The organism is Gymnodinialimonas sp. 202GB13-11, assembly GCF_040932485.1.
GTDB classification, from domain to species: Bacteria; Pseudomonadota; Alphaproteobacteria; order Rhodobacterales; family Rhodobacteraceae; genus Gymnodinialimonas; species Gymnodinialimonas hymeniacidonis.
The window spans coordinates 2,302,039-2,328,328 of record NZ_JBFRBH010000001.1 but is presented as its reverse complement, the minus strand read 5'-3'; the positions used below and the strand labels follow the sequence as shown (position 1 = coordinate 2,328,328).

29 protein-coding genes and 1 tRNA gene are annotated in these 26,290 nt (G+C 62.7%); 12 read left to right on the top strand and 18 right to left on the bottom strand.

All coding sequences use genetic code 11. The features are described 5' to 3' along the window. Positions 1–54 precede the first annotated feature (54 nt). Positions 55–546 (top strand): CAP domain-containing protein, encoded by a 492-nt coding sequence (locus tag V8J81_RS11615; protein ID WP_368475912.1) that lies wholly within the window; start codon positions 55–57, stop codon positions 544–546. Here the strand turns inward: V8J81_RS11615 and V8J81_RS11610 are convergent. The 3 genes from V8J81_RS11610 to V8J81_RS11600 are packed head-to-tail and all read right to left on the bottom strand — an operon-like array spanning position 516 to position 2,534. Continuing rightward, positions 516–1,433 (bottom strand): DMT family transporter, encoded by a 918-nt coding sequence (locus V8J81_RS11610; RefSeq protein WP_368475911.1) that lies wholly within the window; start codon positions 1,431–1,433, stop codon positions 516–518. The genes V8J81_RS11615 and V8J81_RS11610 overlap by 31 nt on opposite strands. Next, positions 1,430–2,041 carry a GNAT family N-acetyltransferase gene (locus V8J81_RS11605; protein WP_368475910.1) on the bottom strand — a complete coding sequence of 204 codons (612 nt, stop codon included), beginning with the start codon at positions 2,039–2,041 and terminating at the stop codon, positions 1,430–1,432. Before V8J81_RS11605 ends, V8J81_RS11610 begins: the two co-directional genes overlap by 4 nt. Positions 2,042–2,072: 31 nt before the next feature. Further along, complete coding sequence (locus V8J81_RS11600; RefSeq protein ID WP_368475909.1) at positions 2,073–2,534, bottom strand: GyrI-like domain-containing protein; 462 nt, start codon at positions 2,532–2,534, stop codon at positions 2,073–2,075. Positions 2,535–2,656: 122 nt separating this feature from the next. Here V8J81_RS11600 and V8J81_RS11595 point away from each other — a divergent pair, with 122 nt between their 5' ends. Beyond that, positions 2,657–2,833 (top strand): hypothetical protein, encoded by a 177-nt coding sequence (locus V8J81_RS11595; protein WP_368475908.1) that lies wholly within the window; start codon positions 2,657–2,659, stop codon positions 2,831–2,833. Positions 2,834–2,896: 63 nt separating this feature from the next. Here the strand turns inward: V8J81_RS11595 and ilvC are convergent, their stop codons facing one another. Continuing rightward, the gene (ilvC, locus tag V8J81_RS11590) at positions 2,897–3,919 is read right to left on the bottom strand and encodes a ketol-acid reductoisomerase (RefSeq protein WP_368475907.1); all 1,023 of its coding nucleotides are present in this window, start codon (positions 3,917–3,919) and stop codon (positions 2,897–2,899) included. A 134-nt stretch (positions 3,920–4,053) separates the two neighbouring features. Between ilvC and V8J81_RS11585 the strand changes: the two genes are divergently transcribed. From V8J81_RS11585 to V8J81_RS11575, 3 genes are all read left to right on the top strand, one after another. Then, positions 4,054–4,509 carry an Lrp/AsnC family transcriptional regulator gene (locus V8J81_RS11585; RefSeq protein ID WP_368475906.1) on the top strand — a complete coding sequence of 152 codons (456 nt, stop codon included), beginning with the start codon at positions 4,054–4,056 and terminating at the stop codon, positions 4,507–4,509. After that, the gene (locus V8J81_RS11580; protein ID WP_368475905.1) at positions 4,506–4,961 is read left to right on the top strand and encodes an Lrp/AsnC family transcriptional regulator; all 456 of its coding nucleotides are present in this window, start codon (positions 4,506–4,508) and stop codon (positions 4,959–4,961) included. The genes V8J81_RS11585 and V8J81_RS11580 overlap by 4 nt, the downstream gene beginning before the upstream one ends. A gap of 124 nt (positions 4,962–5,085) precedes the next feature. Further along, positions 5,086–6,216 carry an aminotransferase class V-fold PLP-dependent enzyme gene (locus V8J81_RS11575; protein WP_368475904.1) on the top strand — a complete coding sequence of 377 codons (1,131 nt, stop codon included), beginning with the start codon at positions 5,086–5,088 and terminating at the stop codon, positions 6,214–6,216. Positions 6,217–6,233: 17 nt separating this feature from the next. Here the strand turns inward: V8J81_RS11575 and V8J81_RS11570 are convergent, their stop codons facing one another. Together V8J81_RS11570 and V8J81_RS11565 are read right to left on the bottom strand one after the other, a co-directional pair. Beyond that, positions 6,234–7,439, bottom strand: a complete 1,206-nt coding sequence (locus V8J81_RS11570) for a UbiH/UbiF family hydroxylase (RefSeq protein ID WP_368475903.1) — start codon at positions 7,437–7,439, stop codon at positions 6,234–6,236. A 174-nt stretch (positions 7,440–7,613) separates the two neighbouring features. Next, positions 7,614–8,252, bottom strand: coding sequence for a pyrimidine 5'-nucleotidase (locus V8J81_RS11565; RefSeq protein WP_368475902.1), 639 nt, complete (start codon positions 8,250–8,252; stop codon positions 7,614–7,616). A gap of 113 nt (positions 8,253–8,365) precedes the next feature. Here V8J81_RS11565 and V8J81_RS11560 point away from each other — a divergent pair, with 113 nt between their 5' ends. After that, positions 8,366–9,001 carry a GntR family transcriptional regulator gene (locus tag V8J81_RS11560; protein WP_368475901.1) on the top strand — a complete coding sequence of 212 codons (636 nt, stop codon included), beginning with the start codon at positions 8,366–8,368 and terminating at the stop codon, positions 8,999–9,001. Between the two features lie 4 nt (positions 9,002–9,005). On the opposite strand, the gene V8J81_RS11555 is transcribed toward V8J81_RS11560, so the two are convergent. Both V8J81_RS11555 and carA read right to left on the bottom strand, forming a co-directional pair. Beyond that, on the bottom strand, positions 9,006–10,940 hold the full coding sequence (locus V8J81_RS11555) for a glycosyltransferase family 2 protein (RefSeq protein WP_368475900.1): 1,935 nt from the start codon (positions 10,938–10,940) through the stop codon (positions 9,006–9,008). Positions 10,941–11,103: 163 nt separating this feature from the next. Continuing rightward, positions 11,104–12,261: a glutamine-hydrolyzing carbamoyl-phosphate synthase small subunit gene (gene carA, locus V8J81_RS11550; RefSeq protein WP_368475899.1), complete on the bottom strand. Its 1,158-nt coding sequence runs from the start codon at positions 12,259–12,261 to the stop codon at positions 11,104–11,106. 151 nt (positions 12,262–12,412) lie between these two features. On the opposite strand from carA, the gene V8J81_RS11545 reads away from it, so the two are divergent. After that, positions 12,413–12,871 (top strand): GatB/YqeY domain-containing protein, encoded by a 459-nt coding sequence (locus tag V8J81_RS11545; RefSeq protein WP_368475898.1) that lies wholly within the window; start codon positions 12,413–12,415, stop codon positions 12,869–12,871. Between the two features lie 154 nt (positions 12,872–13,025). On the opposite strand, the gene V8J81_RS11540 is transcribed toward V8J81_RS11545, so the two are convergent. Together V8J81_RS11540 and V8J81_RS11535 are read right to left on the bottom strand one after the other, a co-directional pair. After that, entirely contained in the window at positions 13,026–13,190 is a 165-nt protein-coding gene (locus V8J81_RS11540; protein WP_368475897.1) for a hypothetical protein, read from the bottom strand. 78 nt (positions 13,191–13,268) lie between these two features. Further along, a complete protein-coding gene (locus tag V8J81_RS11535) occupies positions 13,269–14,354 on the bottom strand; it encodes an AraC family transcriptional regulator (RefSeq protein WP_368475896.1) in 1,086 nt (361 codons plus the stop codon). A gap of 494 nt (positions 14,355–14,848) precedes the next feature. On the opposite strand from V8J81_RS11535, the gene V8J81_RS11530 reads away from it, so the two are divergent. Beyond that, on the top strand, positions 14,849–15,682 hold the full coding sequence (locus V8J81_RS11530) for a hypothetical protein (RefSeq protein WP_368475895.1): 834 nt from the start codon (positions 14,849–14,851) through the stop codon (positions 15,680–15,682). A gap of 28 nt (positions 15,683–15,710) precedes the next feature. Here the strand turns inward: V8J81_RS11530 and V8J81_RS11525 are convergent, their stop codons facing one another. The 6 genes from V8J81_RS11525 to V8J81_RS11500 all read right to left on the bottom strand — a co-directional run bounded on the left by V8J81_RS11525 (position 15,711) and on the right by V8J81_RS11500 (position 20,733). Beyond that, the gene (locus V8J81_RS11525) at positions 15,711–16,208 is read right to left on the bottom strand and encodes a DUF2244 domain-containing protein (protein WP_368475894.1); all 498 of its coding nucleotides are present in this window, start codon (positions 16,206–16,208) and stop codon (positions 15,711–15,713) included. Positions 16,209–16,213: 5 nt separating this feature from the next. Next, a complete protein-coding gene (locus tag V8J81_RS11520) occupies positions 16,214–16,678 on the bottom strand; it encodes a heme-copper oxidase family protein (RefSeq protein WP_368475893.1) in 465 nt (154 codons plus the stop codon). A 5-nt stretch (positions 16,679–16,683) separates the two neighbouring features. Further along, on the bottom strand, positions 16,684–17,010 hold the full coding sequence (locus tag V8J81_RS11515; RefSeq protein WP_368475892.1) for a hypothetical protein: 327 nt from the start codon (positions 17,008–17,010) through the stop codon (positions 16,684–16,686). 155 nt (positions 17,011–17,165) lie between these two features. Then, complete coding sequence (locus V8J81_RS11510) at positions 17,166–19,067, bottom strand: cytochrome c oxidase subunit I (RefSeq protein WP_368475891.1); 1,902 nt, start codon at positions 19,065–19,067, stop codon at positions 17,166–17,168. Between the two features lie 235 nt (positions 19,068–19,302). Continuing rightward, positions 19,303–19,965 (bottom strand): lipoyl(octanoyl) transferase LipB, encoded by a 663-nt coding sequence (lipB, locus tag V8J81_RS11505; protein WP_368475890.1) that lies wholly within the window; start codon positions 19,963–19,965, stop codon positions 19,303–19,305. A gap of 3 nt (positions 19,966–19,968) precedes the next feature. After that, positions 19,969–20,733, bottom strand: coding sequence for a LytTR family DNA-binding domain-containing protein (locus V8J81_RS11500; RefSeq protein WP_368475889.1), 765 nt, complete (start codon positions 20,731–20,733; stop codon positions 19,969–19,971). A gap of 102 nt (positions 20,734–20,835) precedes the next feature. Here V8J81_RS11500 and V8J81_RS11495 point away from each other — a divergent pair, with 102 nt between their 5' ends. The 4 genes from V8J81_RS11495 to V8J81_RS11480 all read left to right on the top strand — a co-directional run bounded on the left by V8J81_RS11495 (position 20,836) and on the right by V8J81_RS11480 (position 23,747). After that, the gene (locus V8J81_RS11495) at positions 20,836–21,327 is read left to right on the top strand and encodes a DUF2306 domain-containing protein (protein WP_368475888.1); all 492 of its coding nucleotides are present in this window, start codon (positions 20,836–20,838) and stop codon (positions 21,325–21,327) included. Then, positions 21,327–21,815 carry a DUF2306 domain-containing protein gene (locus tag V8J81_RS11490; RefSeq protein ID WP_368475887.1) on the top strand — a complete coding sequence of 163 codons (489 nt, stop codon included), beginning with the start codon at positions 21,327–21,329 and terminating at the stop codon, positions 21,813–21,815. Before V8J81_RS11495 ends, V8J81_RS11490 begins: the two co-directional genes overlap by 1 nt. Positions 21,816–21,901: 86 nt before the next feature. Continuing rightward, positions 21,902–23,512, top strand: a complete 1,611-nt coding sequence (locus V8J81_RS11485) for a peptidoglycan-binding domain-containing protein (RefSeq protein ID WP_368475886.1) — start codon at positions 21,902–21,904, stop codon at positions 23,510–23,512. A 148-nt stretch (positions 23,513–23,660) separates the two neighbouring features. Then, positions 23,661–23,747 (top strand) — tRNA-Leu (locus tag V8J81_RS11480). A 23-nt stretch (positions 23,748–23,770) separates the two neighbouring features. Here V8J81_RS11480 and V8J81_RS11475 read toward each other — a convergent pair. Both V8J81_RS11475 and V8J81_RS11470 read right to left on the bottom strand, forming a co-directional pair. Continuing rightward, the gene (locus tag V8J81_RS11475; RefSeq protein ID WP_368475885.1) at positions 23,771–25,246 is read right to left on the bottom strand and encodes an aldehyde dehydrogenase; all 1,476 of its coding nucleotides are present in this window, start codon (positions 25,244–25,246) and stop codon (positions 23,771–23,773) included. A gap of 9 nt (positions 25,247–25,255) precedes the next feature. Continuing rightward, positions 25,256–26,290: an LLM class flavin-dependent oxidoreductase gene (locus V8J81_RS11470; protein ID WP_368475884.1), complete on the bottom strand. Its 1,035-nt coding sequence runs from the start codon at positions 26,288–26,290 to the stop codon at positions 25,256–25,258.

The following is a 26,290-nucleotide window of genomic DNA, read 5'->3' as shown; positions in this document are numbered from 1 at the left end:
CCTCCGCCTCAGGCATTTTATGCGCATCGAGCAAAAAATGAGGGATCACTCAAAATGAAGATCCACACGATCGCCGCAATCGCGGCATTGGCCATCGGGGCTATGGCCTGCACACCAAGCGTCACCAGCCGTGACACGTCCGGCGGGGACACGCGGCTGACCTTCGGTCAAAGCGTCGACATCGCCACTGTTGGCGCGCGCGTCTCAGCGTTACGGGCCCGCAACGGTTTGACCCGACCTTTGGGCCATTCTGCGGCACTCCAAGCGGCGGCACAGGCCCATGCTGATGACATGGCCCGGACGGGCAATTTCGGGCACACGGGCTCCGGTGGGTCTACGTTGACGACACGCACACGCGCGGCCAATTACAGCGCATGTTTCGCGGCCGAAAACATCGCCTACGGGCAAGCCACTGTGCAGCAAGTCTTCTCCGATTGGATGAACTCGAACGGCCATCGCCGCAATATCCTTGCGCCGCAGGCCACGCAGTTCGGCTTTGCCAGCAATGGGGCATATTACGTTTTGGTCTTGGGCCGCAGCTGCTGAGCGATTGCGCGGGATTGGCTAATGCCGATCCCCGCCAAGATGATGCCCAACGCCCAGAATAGCTGCGCGGGCAGGGCCTCGCCCATGATCGTGACGCCAAAGATCACCGCCCAGAGGGGCACCATATAGCTGGTCAGCGACATGAACAGTGACCCCGCCGTCGTGATCACGCGCACGCGAATTATCGCGGCGATTCCCGTTGGCAGAAGCGCCACGTAGAATAAGGCCCAAAGAGCGGCGGCGCGCGTCAATTCTGGCACGCCTTCGAAAGCATAGGCCAATGGAACAAGCGCTATGGCCCCTATCAACATGCTGCCAGCGGCGAAGGCCACCGGCGGAATGGGCGGCGCACGCCGTGTTACGACCGAGCCCACGGCATAACAGGCCGCAGCCCCCACACAGGCCAGCCGCCCGGCCAATTTACCCTCGCCAAAAGCCCCCGGTCCCATCAGCAAAACCAATCCCGCAAACCCAAGCACGACGCCAACGATCCGGCGGGGGCCAATGCCTTCGTCAGGCGAGAACACCGCCACGAGCGGCAGCACCAGCAACGGCACCGTACCCATGGCAACGCCCGCAAAAGCCGACGGCACCTGGGTCAGGCCCCAGCTGAGAAGTGCGAAGGGTAAAGCGGTTGAAATCAAACCCATAAAGGCGATCACGGCCCAGGCACGCCCACCCCGGACCTTGCCCAATCCCTGCCCCATCAGTGCGCCCACTGGCAGTAAGATCAGCGCGGCCAAGCCCACCCGGCCCGCCGTTATCCACCACGGCGTCAGGCCCGTCAGCGCGGTGGACACTCCCATGAACGCCGTGCCCCAGATCACGCCAAGGGCGATGATCAGAAACCAATTGAGCGCCCCGGGCGCGGAGGGGGAGGCACTCATTGCTGGGTCATCATAATGGCGGCGAAGCAAGCCACGATCACCAGCAGTACGGCCCATTTCCACCAGCGATCCTCAGACTCGGCCTTTGCTTCTTCGCGTTTCACCCGTGCCCGCGCCGGACGGTCGGGGCCGAAGCGCCATGTTGTGCTTTGCGGCGCAAAGCCAGCCGCTTCGAACAACCCACTTGAGGGCGCACCTGTCCAGACATCCGCTGTCAGACTGTCCCAGTCGGCTTCTGTTGCCATGTCCTTGGCAAAGCCCACTAAATTCTGCCCCACGCCTTTGTGCCGCCAATCGGGATGGACCCAGATATCGAGGATCGCGCCGTCTGGCATATCTTCCACATCGGCGCGCAAATGCCAGCTGAGCAACACGAAGCCGACCATCTGCCCACCCGCATCGGCCAGAAACAGATTGCCACTTTCGCCAAGCGGTTCCGCCGTTGGTCCGCGAAAGGCGATTTCGTGCCAGCGCGCCATGCCGAAGTCCCACCCGTTTTCGGCGAAAGCAAAGGGTTGGCGCGCGCGGTGCGCGTCCCACGTTTCCCGGCTGGCCGCCTCAATGGCGGGGCGGTCGTCGGACAGGGCGGGGCGGATGGTGACTTTCATCGCTCAGATGTCGCCCGCGTGGGGCAGGGGGTCAACCAAGCGTGCAATAAATCTCGGTGCGCAATTTGTCGGCCTCCACCGTATCGGGATCGTCGACATAGACCTCCCAAATCGGCATGCCACCCTTGATCCCGTCGGCTTCCATATGCGCCCACATCGCTTGATGGGTTTCGTTCATCCGGTCATAGGGCCCGACATGGACACCCGTCATGGTTGCGCCGCCGGGTAAGGTATCGGCTTTGATCGTGCCGTTGACCCGCGCGGCATCTTCCGCCGACACCGCGAAACCGGCCCGAAAGCGCAGCACCTTGGGGTCCATGCCCAAATAGACCGTCAGGGGCATTGAGAGTGGCGTGATCCCGTTTTCCTGAACAAAGCCATAGACTTCGCCAAAGGCCGATCCCATGGCTTCGGCGATTTCAGGGCCATAGCCGCATTCGCGGTCAACGTAGATGTAGTTTTGTTCGGGCAGGTCTTTCGTGATGAATTCCATCTGAACACTCCTCCTGCGGTTGAGCATAGCCGGAAAGGCCGCCTTTGTCGCGGAGGAGGGGTGGAACTTCATACCGCACTGGCCCGTTGTCTTTGCAGATCGCAACAAACCGGAGAAGACAAATGGAGACGTGGTATTTCCTCGCAGGCCTGTTCCTGATGACGATGCTGGCCTTTCTGGCCTGGGCAACGATCAGCAAGAAGCGCACGGAAGAGCGGCTTGAAGACCCCGACGCGCCGAAATCGTCGCTGGCCAAAGACGGCCCCGGCCCAAACCCGGTGACAGCACCCCGTCGCTGACATGAAAAAGGCGCGCCCCTCCTCCCAAAGGGGCACGCCTTCGAACTGCGGTCGCTCGGGCCGTCAGTTCTTGGACTTGTCGACCATCTTGCCGTCAGAGATCCACGGCATCATGGCGCGCAGCTTTTCACCGACTTCCTCGATCTGGTGCGCGTCGTTCATGCGGCGCGTGCCTTTGAAGAACGGCTGGCCCACCTGATTTTCGGCCATGAAGTCGCGCACGAACTTGCCGGTCTGAATGTCGGTCAGGATCGCCTTCATCTCTTTCTTCGTCTGCTCATAGGGCAGAACGCGCGGGCCGGAGACGTACTCGCCGTATTCCGCCGTGTTCGAGATCGAATAGTTCATGTTCGCGATGCCGCCTTCGTAGATCAGGTCCACGATCAGCTTCACTTCATGCAGGCACTCGAAATACGCCATCTCGGGCGCGTAGCCCGCTTCGACCAGCGTCTCGAAGCCCATGCGGATCAGCTCAACGAGGCCGCCACACAGAACTGCCTGCTCACCGAACAGGTCGGTTTCGCATTCCTCACGGAAGTTCGTCTCGATGATGCCCGAACGGCCACCACCGATGGCAGAGCAGTAGGACAGGCCGATCTCAAGCGCTTTGCCGGAGGCGTCGTTGTCCACGGCCACAAGGCAGGGCACGCCGCCGCCCTTGGTGTATTCGCCGCGCACGGTGTGGCCGGGGCCTTTGGGGGCCATCATGATGACGTCGACGCCGGGCTTGGGCTCGATCAGGCCGAAATGCACGTTCAGGCCGTGGGCAAAAGCGATCGCTGCGCCATCTTTGAGGTTGTCGTGGACGTATTTCTTGTAGGTCTCGGCCTGCAATTCATCGGGCATGGTGAACATGATCAGGTCACACCAGGCCGCCGCTTCGGCGATGCCCATGACCTTGAGGCCTTCGCCTTCGGCTTTTGCGGCAGAGGCGGAGCCTTCGCGCAGGGCGACGACCACGTTTTTCGCGCCGGAGTCGCGCAGGTTCAGCGCATGGGCGTGGCCTTGGCTGCCGTAGCCCAAGATGGCCACGTTCATGTCTTTGATCAGGTTCACATCGCAATCGCGATCATAATAAACGCGCATGTCTTTCTCCCATCGGAATGTGTGTCTAACGCAGGGTTTGCCCTAACGGCTTGGTAAAATCGCCGTTTGCGGTGGAGAAATTCCGATGGTAAGTGAGAAAATCATGCGCGTATCTTTGTTCTGATAAATATCCAATGCTTGACGACAGCGACAGGCGGCTTCTCCGCCATCTGCAAGCCGACCCCTCCCAACCCGTGGGTGCTTTGGCCGAGGCTGCGCGCTTGCCGTTGGCCACGGCCTACAAACGGCTGGAAAAGCTGCACTCCAGCGGCGCCATCAAAGGTCAGCACGCGATCATCAACTGGCAGGCGCTTGGCTATGCGGTTGAGGTCTCGCTTCGCATTATTCTCGATAAAACCAACCCGCGCGCGTTCGATGAATTTCTTGATGCCGCCCGCGATGTGCCCGAGGTGATCGAGATCCAGACTTTCCTGGGCCGCGTCGACGCGCGACTGAAGATCATCGCCAAGGACCTTGGCGAGTATCAGCAGATCTACCGCAACCGCATCCTGACCTTGCCGCATATCGCGGATATCGAGGCGCTGATGCAGGTTGCCACGATCAAAAACTCGCAGAGCCTGCCGCTGTGACCCCCGACGCCACAGACCTTTCCATTCTTCGGCACCTTGCCCGTGACGCGACGCTGAAGGCGTCCGAGATCGGCCGCCGCGTGGGCCTCAGCCAGCCCGCCACATGGCGGCGTATCCAACGCCTGACGGAGGCCGGGATCATCGCGGGCCGCCGCCTGAGCCTCGATGCCGAAAAGCTCGGCTTCGGTGTGACGGTCTTTCTGGGCGTCAAACTCTCCACCAAATCGCGCACCAACCTCGAAGATTTCGAGCGTGCGATCACTGCGATCCCCGAGGTGCAGACGGTCGAACATGTGCTTGGACTCTACGACTACCGCCTGCGCGTCACAGCCCGCGATCTGCCCGATTTCGAGCGCGTCCTGCGCCGCCGCATCATGACCCTGCCAAGCGTCGGCAATGTGGAGGCCAACGTGCTGCTTAGCGAAGAACAGCGCCCCGGCCCGCTCGGCTGACGCCTATCGGAAACACGAGGCCCGGAACGAGGGGCACGGTGCCCGAAGTATGCCAAGATAGACCGTGACGCCGCCATCCGGCACGGGTAGCAACATGCCAAGCTTTTCGAGAAGGATACCGCCCATGAACGCGCTGCTGCCCAACGTCGATCCCGATGGCCTGCTGGAGTATTCGGTGGTCTTCACCGACCGCTCGCTCAATTCAATGTCGCAGGCATTTCAAGGCGTGATGAATGATATCTCGTCGATGTTGAAAGACGTTTATAACGCTGACGCGGTGGCTCTTGTGCCGGGTGGTGGAACCTTTGGGATGGAGGCCGTGGCCCGCCAGTTCGCGCAGGACACTGACGTGCTTGTCGTCCGTAATGGCTGGTTCAGCTTCCGCTGGTCGCAAATCCTCGACGCGGGCGGGTTTGCGAAAGACGTCACGGTGATGAAAGCGCGCCAGACGGGCAACGCGCCGACCTCGCCGTTCGCGCCCGCGCCCATCGAAGAAGTCGTGGCCAAAATCCGTGAGGCCAAGCCCGGCATCGTGTTCGCGCCCCATGTCGAAACCTCCGCCGGGGTCATACTGCCCGACGCCTACATCACCGCCTTGGCCGAGGCCGCGCATGAGGTCGGCGCGCTGATGGTGCTCGATTGCATCGCGTCGGGCTGCGCCTGGGTCGATATGAAGGCGATGGGCGTCGATGTCCTGATCTCCGCCCCGCAGAAGGGCTGGTCGGCACAACCTTGCGCGGGCCTTGTCATGATGTCCGAGCGTGCTGTGGCGCGGATGGAAGAGACGGAATCGAACTCCTTCGCCAGCAACCTCAAGGGCTGGCACAACATCATGAAAGCATATGAGAATGGCGGCCATGCCTATCACGCGACCATGCCCACCGACGCGCTGCGTGTGTTCCGGGACACGATGGTCGAGACGCAGGAATTTGGCTTTGAAAAGCTGAAAGACGCGCAATGGGCGTTGGGCAACGGCGTCCGCGCGATGTTGGCTGAGAAGGGCGTCCAATCCGTCGCCGCCGAGGGCTTCGGCGCACCCGGCGTGGTGGTGAGCTACACGAACGATCCGGCGATCAAATCCGGCGCGGCCTTCATGGAGCATGGGATGCAGATTGCCGCGGGTGTACCGTTGCAAGTGGATGAGCCTGAAGGCTTCATGACCTTCCGTCTAGGTCTGTTCGGCCTCGACAAGCTCTACGATGTCGACGCGGCTTTGGCGCGGTTGAAAGCCGTGATCGACAAGGTCTTTCCGTAACGCAGCCGGGCGCTGCGTTACCCCTTGGTGCCCAACCCCATGCGCATGAGCGTTTTTCGCACGGGTGTGGCTGCGTGCAGGACCCCCAGCGCGCGCATGCGCATGTCACGCAGAGGCTGACTTTCCGTCATTGAGGCACGGTTGAGCGCATCGACCCCGGCCACGCGGGCTGAGATTTCAGGCCAGCGCGCCCGGTTGTATCGGGCCAGCCCGTCTGCCGCACCGGGATCGTCGCGATTGGCTTCGGCTTGATCCAATAGGGCTTCGATATCGCCCAGGCTCATATTCAGGCCCTGTGCGCCGATCGGTGGGACAACATGGGCGGCTTCGGCCACCAAGGCTGTGCGCTCAGCCGTCAGGCGGTCTGCCTTTTGGCTAATGATCGGCCAGATCGTGCGGCGGGAAACGAGTTTCAGCGGGCCGTAGAGATGGGCGGAGCGTTCTGTCATCTCGGCCTCGAATGCAGGCTCGGGCAGGGCGGCCAGCCGCTGCGCCTCGGGCCCGGGTTCCATCCAGACAATGGCCGAACAGGGCCGGCCTTCATGGTCAGGCAGCGGGACCAGTGTGAACGGGCCGCCGGTGCGATGGATCTCGGTCGAGACATTGCCGTGCGGCGCGTCATGGGTGACGGCAAAGGCCAGTGCCTTTTGGCCATAGCGCGTTGTTTGCACGGGCACGCCCACGGCCTCGCGCACCGGGGAGTTGCGGCCATCTGCGGCGACGATCAGCTTGGCACGCAGGCGTGTGCCGTCGCTCAGGCGGATGCGCGCCTCGGTCGCGCGGGTCAGCACGTCCGCCGTGCCGGTGCCGGGGCGGAAGGTGGCGTTCGGCAGGCTCTCGATATGGGCCACCATCTCACGCCGCAAAAGCCAGTTGGGCAGGTTCCAGCCAAACGGCGCGTCCGAGATGTCGGCGGCGTCAAAGTCGTGGCTTGCGCGGGCAACGGGTTCGGGCCCGCCCGCATCGACGATGCGCATGACCTGCAATGGCGTGGCATGGTCGGCGAGGCGCGGCCAAAGGCCAATCCGGTTCAGAAAGGCCTGGCTGGGTTGCAGGAAGGCTGTGGTGCGCAAGTCCGCGCCATCGCTGTCGCGATCCGTGATGGGTGGGGCCGGGTCGGCGCACAGGGTGGTGAAGCCCGCTTGTGCGAAGGCGATGGTCGCCGCGAGCCCGGCCACGCCGCCGCCCGAGACGAAAATGTCGATGTCTTGCAAATCGTTCATGTTTTGAAAGGTAGGCGCTGCGGCGCTGCGGGAAAGGCGGCAGAAGGTCTCGGGGCGTTGGTCAGCGGAGTGGGCTTTGCCCACGCGACTATTCTGCGCCTGCCGGTCCTGCGGCGATCAGGCTTGGGCAGCGCGCGCTGAGCCCCGAGGTTTTTTGAAACAAGGAGGACGGGTCTAGGTGAGTGCGGCGAGGAAGGGAGCGAGGTCGCTTGTGTGGTGGTGGATGTGGTCTGCGGGATTACGTTCAGACGCGACGTGGATCGTGGTCAGGCCCATCGCGTGGGGGACGGCAAGGTTGCGGGCTTCATCTTCAAACATCGCGGCACGGTTCGGCGACAGGCCATCTATTGCGAAGACGGTCTCAAATGCGTTGGAAGAGGGTTTGGGATGATAGGCCGCGTGTTCCACGCCGTAGATTGCGTCGAATAAGCCGCTGAGGCCACGGGCGGCGGTAACGGCCTCGGCATATGGTGCCGTGCCGTTTGTATAGATGATCTTGCGGCCGGGCAGGGCCTTGATCGCCCGAGCAAGCGCCGGGTCGGGCGACAGGACGGAAAAGTCGATGTCGTGCACGGCGACAAGGTATGGCTCAGGGTCGACGGCGTGGTTTTGCATCAGCCCGGCCAGCGTTGTCCCATGCTCCGCATAGTAGCTGTGGCGCAGATGGTCGGCCTCGGCGCGGCTGACGCCAAGCGTGTCCATCACCCACTCTGTCATCTTCGCGTTGACCTGCGGAAACAGCGCCATGCTTGGCGGATAAAGCGTGTTGTCGAGGTCGAAGACCCAGGTTTCGATGTCTGTGAGCTGTGCCATGAAAGCGGGCTACCGGGCTGTGCGCTGATGGGCAAGTCACTGACCACTGGATACTGGACAGTGCGGGCGGGCCTCGCGTAGCGTCCGCACAGGGACTGTAAGGGAAGCGTGACATGAGCGACGTCAGCCAGAGAGACGCCTATGCGATGATCTTGGATGCGATTGATGCGGGCGTGTATCGCCCCGGCGCGCGTCTGGTGGAAAGCGAGTTGGCGGAGCGTTTTGGCGTTAGCCGCACGCCGATCCGCGAAGCGTTGCAACGGCTTGAAACGCAATCGCTTTTGACGCGGGACGGCCGTTCGCTGATTGTGGCCTCGCTGGACCATGGGCAGATGGCGGAGCTTTATACCGTCCGGCAGGAGTTGGAGGGGCTGGCCGCGCGGCTGGCCGCCAAACATGCCGCCTCAGAGGAGGTCGCCGTCTTGCGCGATATGGTCGAACAGGATCGCGCGCTTCTGGGTGATCCGCAGGCGCTTTCTCGCGCCAACAAACGCTTCCATCACCAGATCCATCTGGCCTCGCACAACCGCTATCTCGTGCAGCAATTGGACCTTGTTTATCGCTCCATGGCGCTGATGGCGCGCACCTCTTTGGCGGCGGAAGGCCGGGGCGAGGATGCGCTGGCGGAGCATGAGGCAATCGTGGACGCGATTGCCGATCAGGATGGCGACCGCGCAGCGGAGGCGCTGAAGTCGCATTTGTCGACCGCCTTTAAGGTGCGCCTGAAGGAAGAAGCACAAGGCGCGTGATCGCTCACTCAGCGGCGTGAAGTTGTTTGTCGGCGGTGCCGTTGTCGGCGCTGTGATCCGCGTCTGATCCGCCAAATGCGCCGTGGGTCGTTTTGGCCCAGAAGAAAGGCTTGGCCATCACCTCCACCAATCCAACCCAAGCGGCAACGGTGCCGAACAGGTAGTAGGGTTCGACCAGCGGCGTCATGGGGCGTAGATGGCGCAAATGCGGGGCGCGGCAGGCGTAGAGAGAGACGGCAATAGACAGGATGAGGCCCGCCAGCATCGCCCCGCCGAGGATAAGGCAGCCCTTAGGCGACAGCACCGCATCCAGCGGGTGCCAAACACCGAACAATTTGACCGTAAAGCTCCAAAGCAAGGGCGCCAAAAGAAAGCCAAGCACCGCCCCCAGAAACTGAACTTGCAGGGCGCAGAACCGCCAGGGGCCCAATTCGCGCCAAAGCTCGGACGGGCGGCGCATCGCGGCCCCCCATGTCATCAGGTAACCCTTCAACCAGCGAGAGCGTTGGCGGATCCACGGGCCGATGGCGGCATTGGCTTCTTCGAATGTGGTCGTGTCCACGATCTCGGTCTTGTAACCGGCCCGTGCAAGCCGCAGGCCCAGTTCGGCGTCCTCCGTCACGTTATGGGCATCCCAAGCGCCGACCTGTTCCACGATATCGCGGCGCAGGAACAGGGTGGTGCCGCCAAGGGGCACCACAAGCCCAAGGCGCTGCACCCCAGGCAGCAGCACGCGGAACCACGCGGCATATTCGGCAGTGAACATGCGGCTCAGCCAGTTGTGCCGGGCATTGTAGTAGTCGAGCCGCCCCTGCAGGCAGGCGACGTCTTGCGGCACCTCGGCAAAGCGCTGCACAACGCGGCGGATCTGGTCCGGCTCGGGCCGGTCTTCTGCGTCGTAGATCCCCACAATGTCGCCGCGGGCATAGTTCAGCACGTAATTCAATGCGCGCGGCTTGGTCTGTGGGTGGCCGCGTGGCACGATCACAGCCCGCATCCAGGGCGGCAACGTGCCCATGCGCAGGGCCGACAGGGTAAGGGGGTCTTCCTCTTCAATGGCCAGTAGCACATCAAGCCGTTCATGCGGATAGTCGATCTGGCGCAAGCGGTCGACGAGCGCACCGGCCACTTCCGGTTCACGGAACAGGGGCACGATCATCGAGACGGTGGGCAAGTGCAGAAACTGGCTTTCGACCTCAGGCGGCTCGTCTTGGCCGGAGGCCGCGCGGACGGAAGCGATCAGGGCTGCGATCTTCAATGCACTGTTGGCGGCGAACACGCCAATCGCCAACCCGAAGACAACCACGGTAACGGCTTGGGGCGCGGTCAGAAGGCCAATGGCAATAGCACCCACCGCGGCCAAAAAGATGCGTGTGAGCGTGCTTCCGCGCCAAGACCGACAGGAATGGCGGGCCGGCACGCGGGCCTCGGCCTCGCGCGCAAGGCGCGGGCCATAGACACGGCGTTGCGCCTCGATCACTTGCGCACGGGCGGCTAGAGCCTTGAGAATGCGCGTTCCGGGTGGCAGGGCTGCGCGCAGTTCTTCCATGCGGTCGGGGCGACTGGTGGCAATGACAAGGGTGGAGCCGCTGCGTTGCCAGATCACGGCTTCATGGGCGATGGCTGCTTTGGCGGGCAGGAGCGGCGCAAGGCTGCGGTCCGGTGGAGTGACGTCAAAATCGGCCAGCCCGACGCCGTACATATGGGTGAGGGCGGACAGAAGCTCTGCCTCGCTGATCGCACCTTGTGTCAGAAGGACCTGGCCGAGCGGCAGGGATGTGCCACGCTGTGCGCGCTCGGCCCGGGCGAGATCGGCGGGCGTGATCAGGCCACGGACCTGCAAAAGGGCCGACAAATGCGCGGCTTCGTCGTGATGTTTGGAGGTTTGCCCGGACGCCCTTCGGGCAAGCGCGCGCGCACGCGGCGCCGCGCGGGCCATGACGGATATGGCCCGGGACCGCTCAGGCGGTCGGTGTTCCTGGGGGAGGTCCCCGTCCAAAATCGGCCCTTCGTCTCGTGGTTTCAGTACCAGACTTGGACGAGGCTGGTTAACAAACCGTAAACGATTTGCTGCAAATGCCGATTGATGGCGCTGGCGACGCTTAAGCCGGGGTCTTGGCGCGGGCGTTCACGGCCTCGGCAAAGCGTTCGAACAGGTAGAAGCTGTCTTGTGGGCCGGGGGATGCTTCGGGGTGATGCTGGACCGAGAAGATCGGTTTGCCGTCCACCGCGATGCCGCAGTTCGAGCCGTCGAAGAGGCTCACATGCGTCTCGGACACGCCATCGGGCAGGGTCTGGCTGTCGACAGTGAAGCCATGGTTCATCGAAGTAATTTCGACCTTGCCGGTGGAGACCTCCTTGACCGGATGGTTCGCGCCATGGTGGCCGTGGTTCATCTTGACCGTTCGCGCGCCTAGGGCCAGCGCCAGCATCTGATGACCGAGGCAGATACCGAATACGGGTATGTCTGCGTCGAGCACGCCCTTGATCATCGGCACGGCGTATTCACCGGTTGCTGCCGGATCGCCGGGGCCGTTGGACAGGAAGACACCATCGGGGGACTGGGCCAAAACCTCCTCCGCCGTGGCGGTGGCGGGCATGACAGTAACGTCGAGGCCAGCGGAGGCGAGGCAGCGCAGGATGTTGCGTTTCGCGCCATAGTCGAGCGCCACGACCTTCGGGGCGGGGCCTTCGCGCTTGGTGTAGCCTTCGGGCCAGGCCCACCGCATCTCATCCCAGCGGTAGCTCTGCGCGCAGGTCACTTCTTTGGCCAGGTCGAGCCCTTCGAGGCCCGAAAAGGCGCGGGCGGCGGCGACCATTTCCTCAATATCGAATTTGCCTTCCGGGTCATGGGCGAGCGCAACATGGGGCGCGCCCTGCTGCCGGATCGCGCGGGTCAGCCGCCGTGTGTCCACACCACCGATGCCGATGCGACCTGTGGCGGAGAGCCAATCTACCAAGTGCTTTTGCGCGCGCCAGTTGGATGGGTCGGTCACGTCCCATTTCACGACCATGCCTTCGGCGACCGGCTCCGCGGTTTCATCATCTTCCGCCGTCGTGCCGGTATTGCCGATATGGGGGAAGGTGAAGGTCACGATCTGGCCCGCATAGGAGGGGTCAGTCATGATCTCCTGATAGCCGGTCATGGCGGTGTTGAAGCAGAGTTCCGCCACGCGCATACCGGTCGCGCCGAAGCCTTTGCCATAAAAGATGGTGCCATCGGCAAGGACGAGGCAGGCGGTGGGATGATCGTGGGACATGGCAGCGGCTCCGGGTTCTGATGGCGGCAGGCGGGCAAACTTTCGGTGGTCTAAGGGCGCGGGCGGGGCGGGTCAAGGCTCGTGGGTTGCGCATGGGCCGGACCATCCCTATCTAGGCGCCTTCGAGACACCAAGAGGTGGGAATAGACCCATGGGTTTGAGAACAAAGATCACCGACGGTATCAAATCGGCAATGCGCGAAAAGGATCAGGTGCGCCTGTCCACGCTGCGCCTGATCAATGCGGCCGTGAAGGACCAGGACATCGCTGCGCGCGCCAAGGGCAATTCCGAAGGCGTCGACGATGGTGAAGTGCTGGCGATCCTGGCGAAGATGGTCAAGCAGCGGCAGGAAAGCGCGCGCGCCTATGAAGAGGGCGGGCGGCTTGAGCTGGCCGAGCAGGAGCAGGCGGAAATCGCCGTGATCGAGGATTATCTGCCGCGCCAGCTGTCTGAAGAAGAGGCTGAGGCCGCCGTTGAGGCCGCGATTGCCGAGGCAGGGGCCGATAGCATCCGCGATATGGGCCGCGTGATGGGCGCGCTGAAGGGCAAGTATGCCGGTCAGATGGATTTCGGCGCGGTTGGCCCGATGGTGAAGGCCCGGCTGAGCTGAGCGCTTTCAGCGGTATGAATTGAAAGGGGCGGTTGCGGATGCAGCCGCCCCTTTGCGTTGTCCCCTGCGGGGTTGCGCCCGCTTCGCGGTCGCCGGGGGGCAATTTTTCTTGCGAAAAATTGCGGGCGCGTGGCGCAAGGGACGGGGAGAGAGATCAGCCGTTCGTGCCTTGGGTTACGAGGTCGGGCTGGCAGAGTTGGAACGGGCCGCAGAACGTGCCGGGTTCAGGAAAACTGACCGAGGGCAAAGCGACGCTTTGGGCAGAGGCCTGTGCGGCGAAACCCAGGACGATGAGGGCGGCAAGAAGGGTGGGGCGCATCGGGAAACTCCTGATCTGGATTGCGTGTGTTCAGGAGGATGGGTGCCCCGGCGTTGCGAGGCGCGCCGGGTTTGGAAATCAGTGCAGATTTGCGCGGATCGGCGTGATGTTTTCAGAATCGGCGAGGTCTGGGCTCAGGTCCTCGCAGGCCGTGCGGCGGTATTCGGTAGGGCTTTGGCCCGTATCCGCCCGGAAGGCTCGGTTGAATGGCCCGAGGGAGGCGAAGCCCACGTCATAAGCGATCTCAAGCACGGTCTTGCCACACAGATCGGGGTCGGCCAGTTGCGCCTTCGCCGCCTCGATCCGCTGGCGGTTGATGAAGCTGGAAAAGTTGCGATGCCCCAGCCCGCCGTTGATGGCGCGGCGCAGGCGGTGTTCGGGCACGGCAAGGCGGGCGGCAAGCGCGCCGATGGTCAGCCCTTCCTCCCGCCAGATGCCGTCGGCCATGGCGGCGTCCAACCGGTTGATCAACGCAGCGTCGGGATCTTGCGGGGCGGGTTTGGGCGCGGGGCTGGGCGGCGTGTTCTGGCTGCTAGGCCAAAGCGTGACATCGGGGCTGAGGATCCAGAGGGCGAAGGCGAAGGTCACGGCGAAGATGCCCGTGGATTTCAGCAGCGCCATGACCGCTGTGCCTTCTTCCAACATGCCAAAGGCCTGCCCGCCGGTCAGGATCAGGCCAAGCCCTGCAATCGCGGCAGCAAATCCGGGACGCGCACGGCAGCGGCAATCGACGAGGTCATCGCGAGACGACCAAAGTGCCAGAACGAAAAGCGCGCCGTAGAGGGCCATGCCGGAGAAGGCACAAAGATAGGCCAGCGGCGCGTCGGGCATGATCTGATGCAGGTAGAACAGCGCCGAGACGATGGAGGAGGCAACGAGCCACGGCCAGCGACGCAGCGGCGGGTCGAGGAAGATTGTCACGATCAGCCATGTGATTGCGTTGGGCGACAGGCTTGCCAAAAGGGTCAAGTTGGCGCTGAGCGCGGGCGGAAAACCCAATGGCATGAGCGTGGTGTTGAGCAGAAATGCGGTCTCCGTCGCCGCCACGGCAATGAATGAAATGCGCCCCTCCCACCCGATGCGGGTCTGGCGCACCAGCAGCAAAGCCAGCAGGCCCATCAGAGCGATGGAGGCAATGCGCAGGGCAAGGTCGAGGATTTCCATGAGCAGAGCGCTCCCGATCCGAATGATGGAGGGAAGATAACCGTGGCCCGCCGGATTTGCGCACCGATTTCTCAAAACCGGCCGATTTTCAGGAATCGGCGGGCCGTTCAGTTCAGAAAAGAGAGGCGGCGCCGCCGAAGCGGACCGGTTTGCCGGACCCAAAGGTCCGGGAACGGATGCGCAGTGTTCCATTCCCCGACCGCTTTCGCGGACTGACATTGGAGAAAATGCAAACACTCTGGGGATCCGGTTGGTCGACCGATCCTCTTCTTCCTATGGTGGGGTTAAGAAGGTGTTAACAGGCTAGGCTGAATTTCGCCGCTCTGGGCGACGGTCCGCACCTGCGGAATCGACCCTGCTCATTGTCGTCCATCCAGCAATGGCGGGATTCCCTACTCGGGCCTGGGTCCATAGGCGCGCAGCATGTTCGGGCTCTCACGAACAATACGACCATTCGCAATTTTGCAAACCAAGTCTATTGGAGGCTACCCCTTATGAACGTTTCTCATTTCGAACTTATCTTTAAGCCGCAATCGCCCGTGCCGCCCGCCGATACGGTGTTGCAGGGCTATTTCCTGAGCATCTCGAACCTAGAGGAAAAGGCGCTTTCGTTTCGTCTGGACCTTGTGACCTCGCCTGTCAGTGACCCGATGCGAACCCTTGCAGGCAACACCACAGTGATCGTGGATGTGGCTGGCACCAACAACGATTTCAGCTACTCGTTGTCCGGCAGTGCCGCGTCCAAATCGTTCCGCTTGAACCGGTTCATCACCATCCCGGCCCATGCAACCGCAAAGGTCGCGATCCTTCCCGCTGATCCGTTCCCTGAGCCTATCGGTGACGGCACAGGCGATCCGGCGGATTATGAAGCCCGGGGTTACGTCACGCTGCGCCTTCCGTCGCTGCTGGTCGCCAACGGTCAATTCCTGAGCTTTGAGGCCCAGTTGGATCGGCCAGCGAATGTGCTGCTGACACCGCAGAATCGCGCGACCTATTTCCGCGACGGCGAAGTGATCGAAAGCCAGACACAGGCCGGGTTGCCGTTGGCATCGGGTTCGGCGCTGAACCAGATCGAGGCGGAAAGCGGCTTCCCGTTCCCGATTTTCGAGAACCCGCGCGAGTTCGAACTTATCGACAGTGTGGCCAACCTTGATCTGGATCGCGCCCCGGAGGCGTTGGCGGAGTTGATAGCGGTAGCCGCGGCCTCGGACATCGACACAAAGGCCTTCAATGCAGCGCTTAAGGAGGCTGGGATCGGAATGGCGATCGAGCGCCGCAAGGTCACTGCCCCTGACACGGCGACCAACCGTGTAACCGAAGACGCCTAGACGACGACTGCGCGCCGTTTGGCAGAGGTCAGACGGCGCGCAATTCTTTCTCGATCAGACCCTTGAGCTCCACCCGTTCCAATGGGGTCAGGAACCGGCCCAACTCTACTTCGCGTGCACCGCCGGTGAGCGTCAGGTAGTTCGGCACCGGCCCGCCCTTAGTGTGGAGCGTGGCACGGACCCAATAGGGGTTTGCCTCCCAATCCTTCATGTCGCGTTTGCGCTCGTGCCGTTCGATGCGGATCAGGTCATCCCAGACAGTGACTTCCTCATAGAGATCCATATCGCGCCATGACCGTTTCAGCGCTGCCCACACGCCCCATATCGCTGCGATCAGGAAGGGCAAAAGCGCCCAGAAGACGGAGGTGCCGAGGATGGAGAACAAAGGTACGGAAATCAGCGCGGCGGTCACGCCGATGAACCACACGAACCCTTCGGGCGTGAGGCTTTTGTAGGGCGTCAGCACAAGGTGCAGGCGCGGGGGACCTTTGGGGGTCGGGTCGGGATCGGCGGATTGGATCGGCATTGTCGTCAGGTCGATTTGCGGCGGTGGATCAGTTCAAGAATAGCCAAGGTTAGGCTGGTGACGCTGGCGGTCAGAACCATCGCCACGCCTGTGAAGGTAACGGCAGCGAAGCGGTTGGCAAGGTTCGAGTAATCGGTGTAACGCCATGGCCCCGGATCGCCCAGAATCCATTCAGGATGGGCCCAGAGGAGCATACCAGCAAGGCTGAGAAACAGGCAGGCATAGCTTGCATATAGCATCCAGACGCGGGCGGCCTTGCGCAGGACAAACAGGTGGCTCAACCCTGGCAGTGCAAGAGCCGTTAAGATGCCCATAATCAAATGCACGTGGGCGACGACATAGTAGGCATCCTCGTAGGTTCCTTCGTCTGTGGCCTGGCTGACCCGAATGCCGGATAGGTCCGAGATTATTCCCCAAAGGACGAAGGCGAACCCTGCGAAAAGGGCGGCGTTCAGAAACGTGCGTGCCATTGGCATCATGTGATGGCCCGACCGCCTTCGCGCAGCTTTTGCACCACCGCGATGGCCAGTAGGACAAGCAGAAAAGCGGCACAAAGCACTGCCAGCAGGCTGGCGATGTTGGCGACGGAGTACCAAGTCACAATGGTTTCAGGCGCGTCGATATAGCGGCGGGGCATACCCGTTCCCGCGAAGATGTGCTGTGGAAGGACCATCAGACAGAGGGCTGCTCCCCACAGAATGGCCGCGATAGTCGCGATGCTCCGCAACGCGGCGCCGCCCAACCACAGGATGGCACCGTAAACAGCCGCCCCACCGATGAGGATGAGCAGAAGCTGTCTCATATAATATTGGTGCGCAGCAATGTAGGTGGTGTCGTGAAAGGCCCGTTCGATAGGTGACTGTATCAGCCAATTCGCCCCGGCCTCCGTCCATAGAAAATAGGCGCCCCCGATGAGGGCGCCTATCCAGATCAGTGCTGTGGTCTCAAACCAGCGCATTAGTGGTTTGGTTGCTTGTCCCACATCTCACGCGTCGGAAGCTCCTCAAAGGTGTGCTCCGGCGGCGGGTTGGGCAGGGTCCATTCAAGCGTATCGGCGTGATCGCCCCAATAGGCGGGCTCGGTCACGCGACGGCCAGCGGCCAGTGTGTAGAACACGATGCCGATGAAGAAGATGAACGATGCGAAGGACATGAACGCACCCACGGACGACCACCAGTTCCAGAGCGCGAAGGCCTCCGGATAGTCGATGTAACGGCGTGGCATGCCTTGACGGCCCAGGAAGTGCTGCGGGAAGAACGTCAGGTTGGCCCCGATGAAGAACACGTAGAAGTGCAGCTTACCGGCCCATTCGGGGTACTGACGCCCCGACATCTTGGCCATCCAGTAGTAGACGGCGGCGAAGATACCGAACACAGCTCCAAGGCTCATCACATAGTGGAAGTGAGCCACGACGTAGTAGGTGTCGTGATAGGCCCGGTCGACGCCAGCCTGAGACAGGATGATGCCGGTTGTACCACCCAGCGTGAAAAGGAAGATAAAGCCGATGGCGAACAGCATCGGCGTCTTGAACGTCACCGAACCCATCCACATCGTTGCGATCCACGAGAAGATCTTGATGCCCGTGGGCACCGCGATCACCATCGTAGCCACCATGAAGTAGGCCTGCTGCGTCAGCGTCATGCCGACCGTGTACATGTGGTGCGCCCACACGACGAAGCCCAGACCACCGATTGCCACCAGCGCGTAGACCATCGGCAGGTAGCCGAAGATCGGCTTCTTGGAGAAGGTCGCCACAACGTGGGAGATCACGCCGAACGCGGGCAGGATCACGATGTAAACCTCGGGGTGACCGAAGAACCAGAAGATGTGCTGGAACAGGATCGGGTCCCCGCCACCGGCCGGATCGAAGAAGGCCGTGCCGAAGTTGCGGTCGGTCAGCAGCATGGTGATGGCACCCGCCAGAACCGGCAGCGACAGCAGAAGCAGCCATGCCGTGACGAAAACGGACCAGGCAAAGAGCGGCACTTTGTGCAGCGTCATGCCGGGGGCGCGCATGTTCAGGAAGGTGGTGATGAAGTTGATCGAGCCGAGGATCGACGACGCACCCGAGACGTGGATGGCGAAAATCGCAAAGTCCACCGCGCGAGAGGTCTCAACCCCTTGAGCCGAGATCGGCGGATAGAAGGTCCAGCCCGGGCCGGCCCCGCCGTCGATGAACGTGGCGCAGAAGGCCAGCGAGGTGCCCGCGACATACATCCAGTAGGACAGGTTGTTCAGGCGCGGAAACGCCATGTCAGGCGCGCCGATCATCAGCGGCATGAAGTAGTTGCCGAAGCCGCCGAAGAGGGCGGGGATAACGACGAAGAACATCATCAAAACGCCGTGGCCCGTGATCATCACGTTCCACAGGTGGCCGTCGGGGTTGCCGTCCAACTGGTCCATTGCGCCCAACAAAGCCTGGGCTTCTGCAGGGTTGGCGCTTGCGATCATGGTCTCAAACGCCGCAACCGTTTCGGCTCGCAGGCCGCCTTCGACCACCACCATGGCTTCGCCATCAATGGTTTGCGCTGCGCTGGTCAGCGTGCCCTCAAGACTGGAAAGCTGATCCGCGAAGGCGTTCGTGCCCCCGCCAGCAGCCGCCAAAGCCTCACCCAGGCTGGCGAAAATGGATTGAACGCCGTCAACACCGGCTTCGAACGGGATGTACATGTACTGCACACCCGGTTCCATCAGCTCCATCCGCATGTAGACGGTGAAAGCCACCGACACGAGGCCGACAAGGCCTGCGGTGAAGAGGTAAAGGATACCAATGTCTTTGTGGTTGGTGGACATGAACCACCGAACAAAGAAGTTCGGGCGGTCGTGTCCCTCGTGCCCTGAGAGCGTGGCGTCTGCCATGGTCGTCTCCTGTTCGCGTCTTATCGCGCTTTGATGCCTGCGCCCGTCTGAAGGGCGGCTGGCTGGTCTGGCGCTTCGGCACCACGATAGGTCCCGAAATCGAGTCTATTAGGGGACGGTTTAGTGCGCCCTTGTATACGGATCAACGCGACATCTCGCGCTTGTGTGAAGATCGGGTGGGTAAAATTGGCGCAGGCGATCAGCGGCCCTTGGATTCAGGCAATATTGTGCACGTTTACGCGCCTGAAGGGGCCTGAAAAACCGCGTCAAAGCTGCGTTTGAGGGCCAGATCGAGGTCGTTCATCGTCACTGGCAGGCCCAGATCGACGAGGGACGTCACCCCGTGGCCTTCGATCCCGCAGGGAACGATGCCGTCAAAATGGCTCAGGTCAGGCTCGAGATTGATCGAGATGCCGTGGAAGCTGACCCATTTGCGGATGCGCACGCCAATGGCGGCGATCTTGTCTTCGCGGGAGGAACCGTCGGGCAGGGGGGCTTTCTCGGGCCGTTCGACCCAGACGCCGACGCGGCCTTGGCGAATTTCGCCCTTCACGTTGAACTCGGCCAGCGCCGTGATGACCCAGTTTTCCAGCGTTTCCACGTATTTGCGAATGTCGCGGCCGCGCGTGTTGAGGTCGAGCATCACATAGGCCACGCGTTGTCCCGGCCCGTGATAGGTGTATTGCCCGCCGCGCCGCGTGTCGTAGACGGGGAAGCGGTCGGGGTCCTTCAAATCCTCGCGCTTGGCGGACGTTCCGGCGGTGTAGAGCGGTGGGTGTTCCAGTAGCCATACGGCCTCACCCGCCTCGCCACGCGCGATGGCGTCGGCGCGCGCCTCCATCTCGGACACTGCAACGTCATAGGGGACTAGCGCGTCGGAGGTGATCCATTCGACCATGGCTTACCGGGGCAGAAGCCCCGCCTCCTTTATCGCGGGCACGTTGGCGCGGCTGACTGGAATTTCGCTTGTGTCTGAGAGGGTTACGATGGCCCGATCTCCGTCACGCCGTGCGGCATTCACGGCGGCCAGCGCAATCCAGTGCGAGCGGTGCACTTGCAGGCCCGGCGTTGGCGCGGCCTCTCGGATCGCATCGGCAAGGCGGATCAGGACCATCTCTTCGCCCTTGGCGGTGCGGATGCGGGTGTAGTGATCCTCGGACGAGAGCGACAGGAGCGGGCCGCGTTTTTCGAGTGGCAAGCGGTCGAGCAGGGCAGGCGGGCGTTGTTCCGTGGCCTCCGAGGCGGGTGGGGTCAAGACCTCGAATATGATCGTCACGATCAGGGCTGTTGCGAAGAATTGCACAAGGATCAGCGGCCAGTCATCGGGGCCGGGAATGTAGCCGAAGGTCAGGTAGTTCAGCGCGGTCACCACCGGCGTAATGCCAAGGCCCGTAGCAAGGCCGACACTCAAAACACGGATCACCACATTCTGACCGGATACCCAGCGCCTCACTATCGCATTGGCCGCGAAACCCACCGAATAGGTCAGCACAACCATCGCCAGCCAATAGGCAAAGCGCGGCGCAAGGCTCAGCCGGGTCAGCGTCTCGAACGGGCCGATGATCGTGAGCAAAGCCGCGATGGAGGCCATGACCACCCATGTCACCGGGCGCGTCACAAGCGTCCGCCATTCACGAAGCGCGGATTGCGATTGGGTGTCGTTCACGAAGTCTGGCCTGCCGTTTGCGTAAGCATTGTTGGGCCAAATGCGACCCGCTGCCATTGCTTACCCCAATGCGAACATCCCTGCCACAACTTGGAGGCCCCGATGACCCTCTCCCCCCTGACGACCGCTGATCCGGTGATCCAGGTTCATGTTGCCTGCGCGTTGATCTCGATTGTCCTTGGTCCATTCGTGCTGTTGCGCAAACGGCGCGATCGGCTGCACAGGATCACCGGCTATGTCTGGGTGCTGGCAATGGCCGCGCTGGCCTTGTCGTCGTTCGGGATCCGTGAATTTGCCCTGATCGGTCCGCTCAGCCCGATCCACGCGCTGGCGGTTTTGACGCTCTGGTCGCTTTGGGTGGGTGTGCGCCATGCGGTGCAGGGTCGATACTGGGCGCATCATATCGTGTTTCGGAACCTTTATTGGTACGGCCTTCTGGTTGCTGGGACGTTCAATTTCCTGCCGGGACGACGGATGAACGCGGTAGTCTTTGGCGGTCGGGATGAGTTGGGTCTTTGGCTGATTGGCGCGGTTGCTGTGGCTGTCGCCCTCTACCACCTGAACCGCCGCCCGCGTGCGGGGGCATTGGCGTGATGGACTGGGCGATAGTGACTGAGGCCCCCTTGGCAGTGCGCGTCCATATCGGGGCGGCGTTGGCGGCAATCACGCTGGGGCCGGTGGCGATCTTCCGGCACAGCCGGGATTGGCTGCATCACGGGGCAGGGGCTCTTTGGGTGTTCGTGATGGGTGTCTTGGCGATCTCCGGTCTGCTTATCCCGGCCTCTCTGTTTCCGCTGATCGGGCCTTTCGGGCCGATCCATCTCCTCTCCCTTTGGGCTTTGTGGAGCCTTTCCGTAGGGTTGGCCGCCCTTTGGCGGGGCCAGCGCGCAAAGCACGGGGCGGAGATGAGGGCGCTTTATTGGCAGGGGCTGGCTTTAGCGGGGCTGTTGACGCTGCTGCCGGGGCGGCGGTTGAACCGGTTGCTGTTCGGGGAGGTGCCGATGATGGGGCTTTGGATCATTTGTCTGGTGGCCCTTGCCCTCGCCATCCTGCTGGTGCGGCGGCGGGTGCTGGCGAAGTAGGGTTTTCCCCCATCTGGATTCGGCGATTCGGCTGATACCGTGTATATGAGAGAGATTACCCCTTCTGCTGCCCCGGAGAGATTCTTATGTTTTCGAAGTATTTGACCACAACGTCGCTTATTGCAGCGATTGCCTTAACCCCCATCGCCTCGGCCCCTGCCCAAGCGCAGGTTGACGATGCGCGCGGCCTGATTGGCGGCCTTCTGCTGGGTGGAGCCATCCTTGGCGGGATTGCAGCCTCGCAACAGCCACAGCGCCCGCCGCAGGTGATCCGCCCCGCGCCGCCCCCACAGGGTCAGCCGCCCGCCGCCACACCGCGCCCGCCGTCGCAGCCGCGCCCGCAGGCCACCTATAACCCGCCACGCCCGGCGATCCCCGCAACGGAAGCGGGCCGTCAGGTGCAAACGGCGCTGAACTATTTCGGCTTCGACGCCGGATTCGTGGACGGCCAGGTTGGCCCGGCCACCCGCGCCGCCGTGGAGCGCTATCAGGCCGCTTTGGGGTATCCCGTCAACGGCCGCTCTTTCCCCGAGCCGCAGGCGCAGTACCTGATCGGCGCTTATCTTTGGGCCACCAATGGTGGGGCCGCGCAATCGGGTGGCCTGACCGGCGCGCCGCTTTTGGTTGCTTATCGTGACGTGCTGAACGGTACGACAGGCCCCACAGTAGCGGGCAATCCAGGCGGGTCGACCACCACCGTTATCGTTAATCCAGCCACCACCACCGTGGTGCCCGAGGGCGGTGCCCCTGTCACGACTGCATCGGCCAGTGGTGCGACAGAGGTTCCGAACCTCTTCGCCGGGGCTTCTGACGCCCCCGTTCTCTCGTCGCGCTGTGACGCCGTCGCCCTTCAGGGCCAGGCCAATGGCGGCATGATGACCCTTGGCAACCTGTCCAACCCTGGCTTCGCTTTGTCCGAGCAGTTCTGCACGGCACGCGCCAGTGCCGTGAACCAGGGCCATGACCTGACCGAAGCAATTGTCGGCATGACCTATGAGCAGATCTCGGTGCAATGCCAGGGCTTCTCGGAAGCGGTTTCCGCGCAAGCCAGCCTTGTGGGCATTGTTAGCCCGCAGCAGGCGACTGCCGCCGCGCAGGGCTTTGCGATCACCACCGGCATTCCGCAGGCCGAACTGGCCGCAACCGCGCGTGTCTGCCTCGGTGTCGGCTATGGTGCCGATGACATGCAGATGGCCATGGGTTCTGCCCTGATCCTCGTCGCCTCCGGTGAGCCTGCCTATGGCGAGCTTCTGGGCCACCACCTGCGCGAAGGCTTTGGCGTCACGCAGGATGAGCATCGCGCGCACGAATGGTATGACGCCTCGCTGAATGCGTTGGCCGCTGGTGCACCGGCTGTGTTCAGTCCGTCCGATGCCGGTCGCCTGCCGCTGATCCGTCAGGCTGTGGCCGTGACCTTTGGCGGTCAGCTTCAGCCGACGCCGACCGCGCTTCAGCCGCAGGTTCCTGTGATCCCCGGCGCTGCGACATTCGCCCCACAAGCTGTTGCACCTGCGCCGACCATCGCGCCGCAAGCTGTGGCCCCCGCGCCGCAGCAGGTGGCTGGTGTGCAGCCCGCCCCGGTTCAGGTGCCCACACCTGCGCCCGCCGGGAACGAGCCCGCGCTTGAGCCGCTGATTTCGCAGGAGCCGAACATCACCGCGCTTGGGGCCGTGCAGCAGTTCCAGGTTCAGCAGTAAACGAACCCCAATGACCTGAGCGGCGCGCCTTTTCGGCGCGCCGTTTTCATTTCAATGCAGGCGATGAAAAAAGTGCGGCCCCGCATCGTTCGCCCCCTTCACAAGCGAGAGCGGACCAGCTAGAGAGCGGCGCACTACCTGATCACGTGCGGTCGTGGCGGAATTGGTAGACGCGCAGCGTTGAGGTCGCTGTGGGGTAACTCCCGTGGAAGTTCGAGTCTTCTCGACCGCACCAATCATCCCCCTGTCGGATGTAACTCACCGCATCACAAACGGATTCGCCATAGGCGCATCGGACGTGTTGATCCACGTCGTCTTGGTGCGGGTGTAGTCGAGGATCGCCTCGACGCCTGCCTCGCGCCCATAGCCCGATTGGTTGAACCCGCCGAAGGGCGCGATGGGCGAGACGGCGCGGTAGGTGTTCACCCAGCAGATGCCAGCCTTCAGGCGTGACGAGACGCGATGGGCGCGGGCGACGTTTTGCGTGAACACGCCTGAGCCGAGGCCGAAGGGCGTGGCATTGGCCAGCGCGATGGCTTCCTCCTCCGTGTCGAATGGCAGAAGCGACATGACGGGGCCGAACATCTCGACTTTCAGCGTCTCGGTCTCGGCGCCCGCGCATTCGACGAGGGTGGGCGCCATGTAGTTGCCCGGTCGGTCGAGGGGCGCGCCGCCGAAGCGAATGGTGGCCCCCTGTTCGGTGGATTTGGCGAGGGTCGTCTTGATCGTTTCGACCTGCGCGTTGGTGCAGAGGGGGCCGATATGGGTTGTGGCCTCTAGCGGGTCGCCTACGCGGACATCGGTCATCTTCTCTTCGATCTTGGCGGCAAGCGCGTCGAGGATGGGGCGGTGGATCAGGCCGCGCGATCCGGCGACGCAACTTTGGCCCGACGCGCCGAAGTTTCCGGCGATGAGGCCGTTGGCGGCGCCATCCAGATCTGCGTCATCGAAGACGAGGATGGGGGATTTTCCGCCCAGTTCAAGCGTCGTAACGGCGAAGTTTTCAGCGGAATTGCGCACGACGTGGCGGGCCGTTTCGGGCCCGCCGGTGAAGGCGATGCGATCCACGTCCGGGTGAAGTGTCAACGGGATGGCGCAGTTCTCGGCGTCGCCGGTAATGACGGAGACGACGCCGGGTGGGAAGCCTGCGGCTTCGATGAGCTTGGCGAATTCCAGCATCGGGGCAGGGGCGATCTCAGAAGCTTTCAAGACCACGGTGCAGCCTGCCGCGAGCGCCGGGCCGAGCTTGGTGGCCGTCAGGAACATCTGCGCGTTCCACGGCACGATGGCCGCGACCACGCCGATGGGTTGGCGCGTGGTGAAGACGTGCATGTCTGGCTTGTCGATGGGCAGAACCGCGCCTTCGATCTTGTCGGCAAGGCCCGCGTAGTAGCGGTAGTAGTCGCCTACGTAAGCCGATTGGCTGGCCGTTTCGGCGAGCAGCTTGCCGGAATCCGTCGTCTCAATCCGCCCGATTTCCTGCGCATATTCCTCTATAAGATCGGCAAGCTTGTAGAGCAGCTTTCCGCGCGCCGTCTGGGTCATGTCGCGCCATGCCGGCGCATCCAGAGCACGGCGGGCGGCGGCGATGGCGCGGTCGACATCCTCGGGCGCGGCGCAGGCGAAAGTGGCCCATGGCTCGCCGGTTGCTGGGTTCTCAGACGCCATGGTCTGGCCCTGCGCGCCTTCGGTCCATGCGCCGTCGATGAAGAGTTGGTAATGCGGTTGGGTCATCGTCTGTCCTCAGGCAAAAGCGGGCATGACATCGTCGATGAAACGACGCAGGGAGGCCTGTTTTCGCTCAGAAGACATGCCGCTGTCGATCCAGAACGAGTATTCGTCATAGCCAAGGTCTTCGTAGCGCTTGATCTGGTCGATGACCTCCTGCGCGGTGCCGATGGTCAAATCGCGGGCCATGTTCTCTGGCGCCATCATCTTGTTGGCTTTGAGTTCCTCGTCGGTGAGCGTTTCGATGAGGCCTTGGGTCACGGGGCGCTTGTTCTGAAACCACGCGCCGAAATAGCAGTAGAAGCGGGAGAGGTCTTGGGCAGCCTGCGCCGTGTCGGCGTCGTCTGAGGCGACGTAGGTGTGGTGAAGCAGCATGATTTTGGGACGCGGCCCTGCGTAAGTTTCGCAGGCATCGTTGAAGCGGGATATCAGCGTTTCGATTTCCTCCATCCCCTGCCATAGCGGCGTGACCTGAATGTTGAAGCCATTGTGGACGCCGAATTCGTGGCTGTTCGGGTCACGGGCGGCGATCCAGATGGGTGGGCCATCGGGTTGTGCAGGTTTGGGCGCGGAGGTGGTGGCGGGGAAGCTGAAATATTCACCTTCATGCGCGCAATCACCTTGCCAGAGTTGAGGGAGGAGCGGCGTGACTTCGCGCATCCTTTGGCCCGCTTCCCACGCGTCCATGCCGGGCATCAGCCGCTCATATTCGTAGGAATAGGCGCCGCGCGCGATGCCCAGTTCGACCCGCCCGCCGGTGAGCATGTCGGCGGAGGCGGCCTCACCCGCCAGCTTGATCGGGTGCCAGAAGGGCGCGACCACGGTGCCGGTGCCGAGACGCACGTTCTTGGTGTGGTGGGCGAGGTCCACCAGCGTTAGGAACGGGTTGGGTGCGATCGTGAAATCCATGCCGTGATGTTCCCCCGTCCAGATGGCGCGCATCCCGCCTTCGTCGGCCATTTTGCACAGGCTCAGGAATTCTTCGCGCAGCAGGTCCTGCGGTTGGTCGGGGCTGATCCGTTCCATATGGGCGAAGAGGGAGAACTCCAT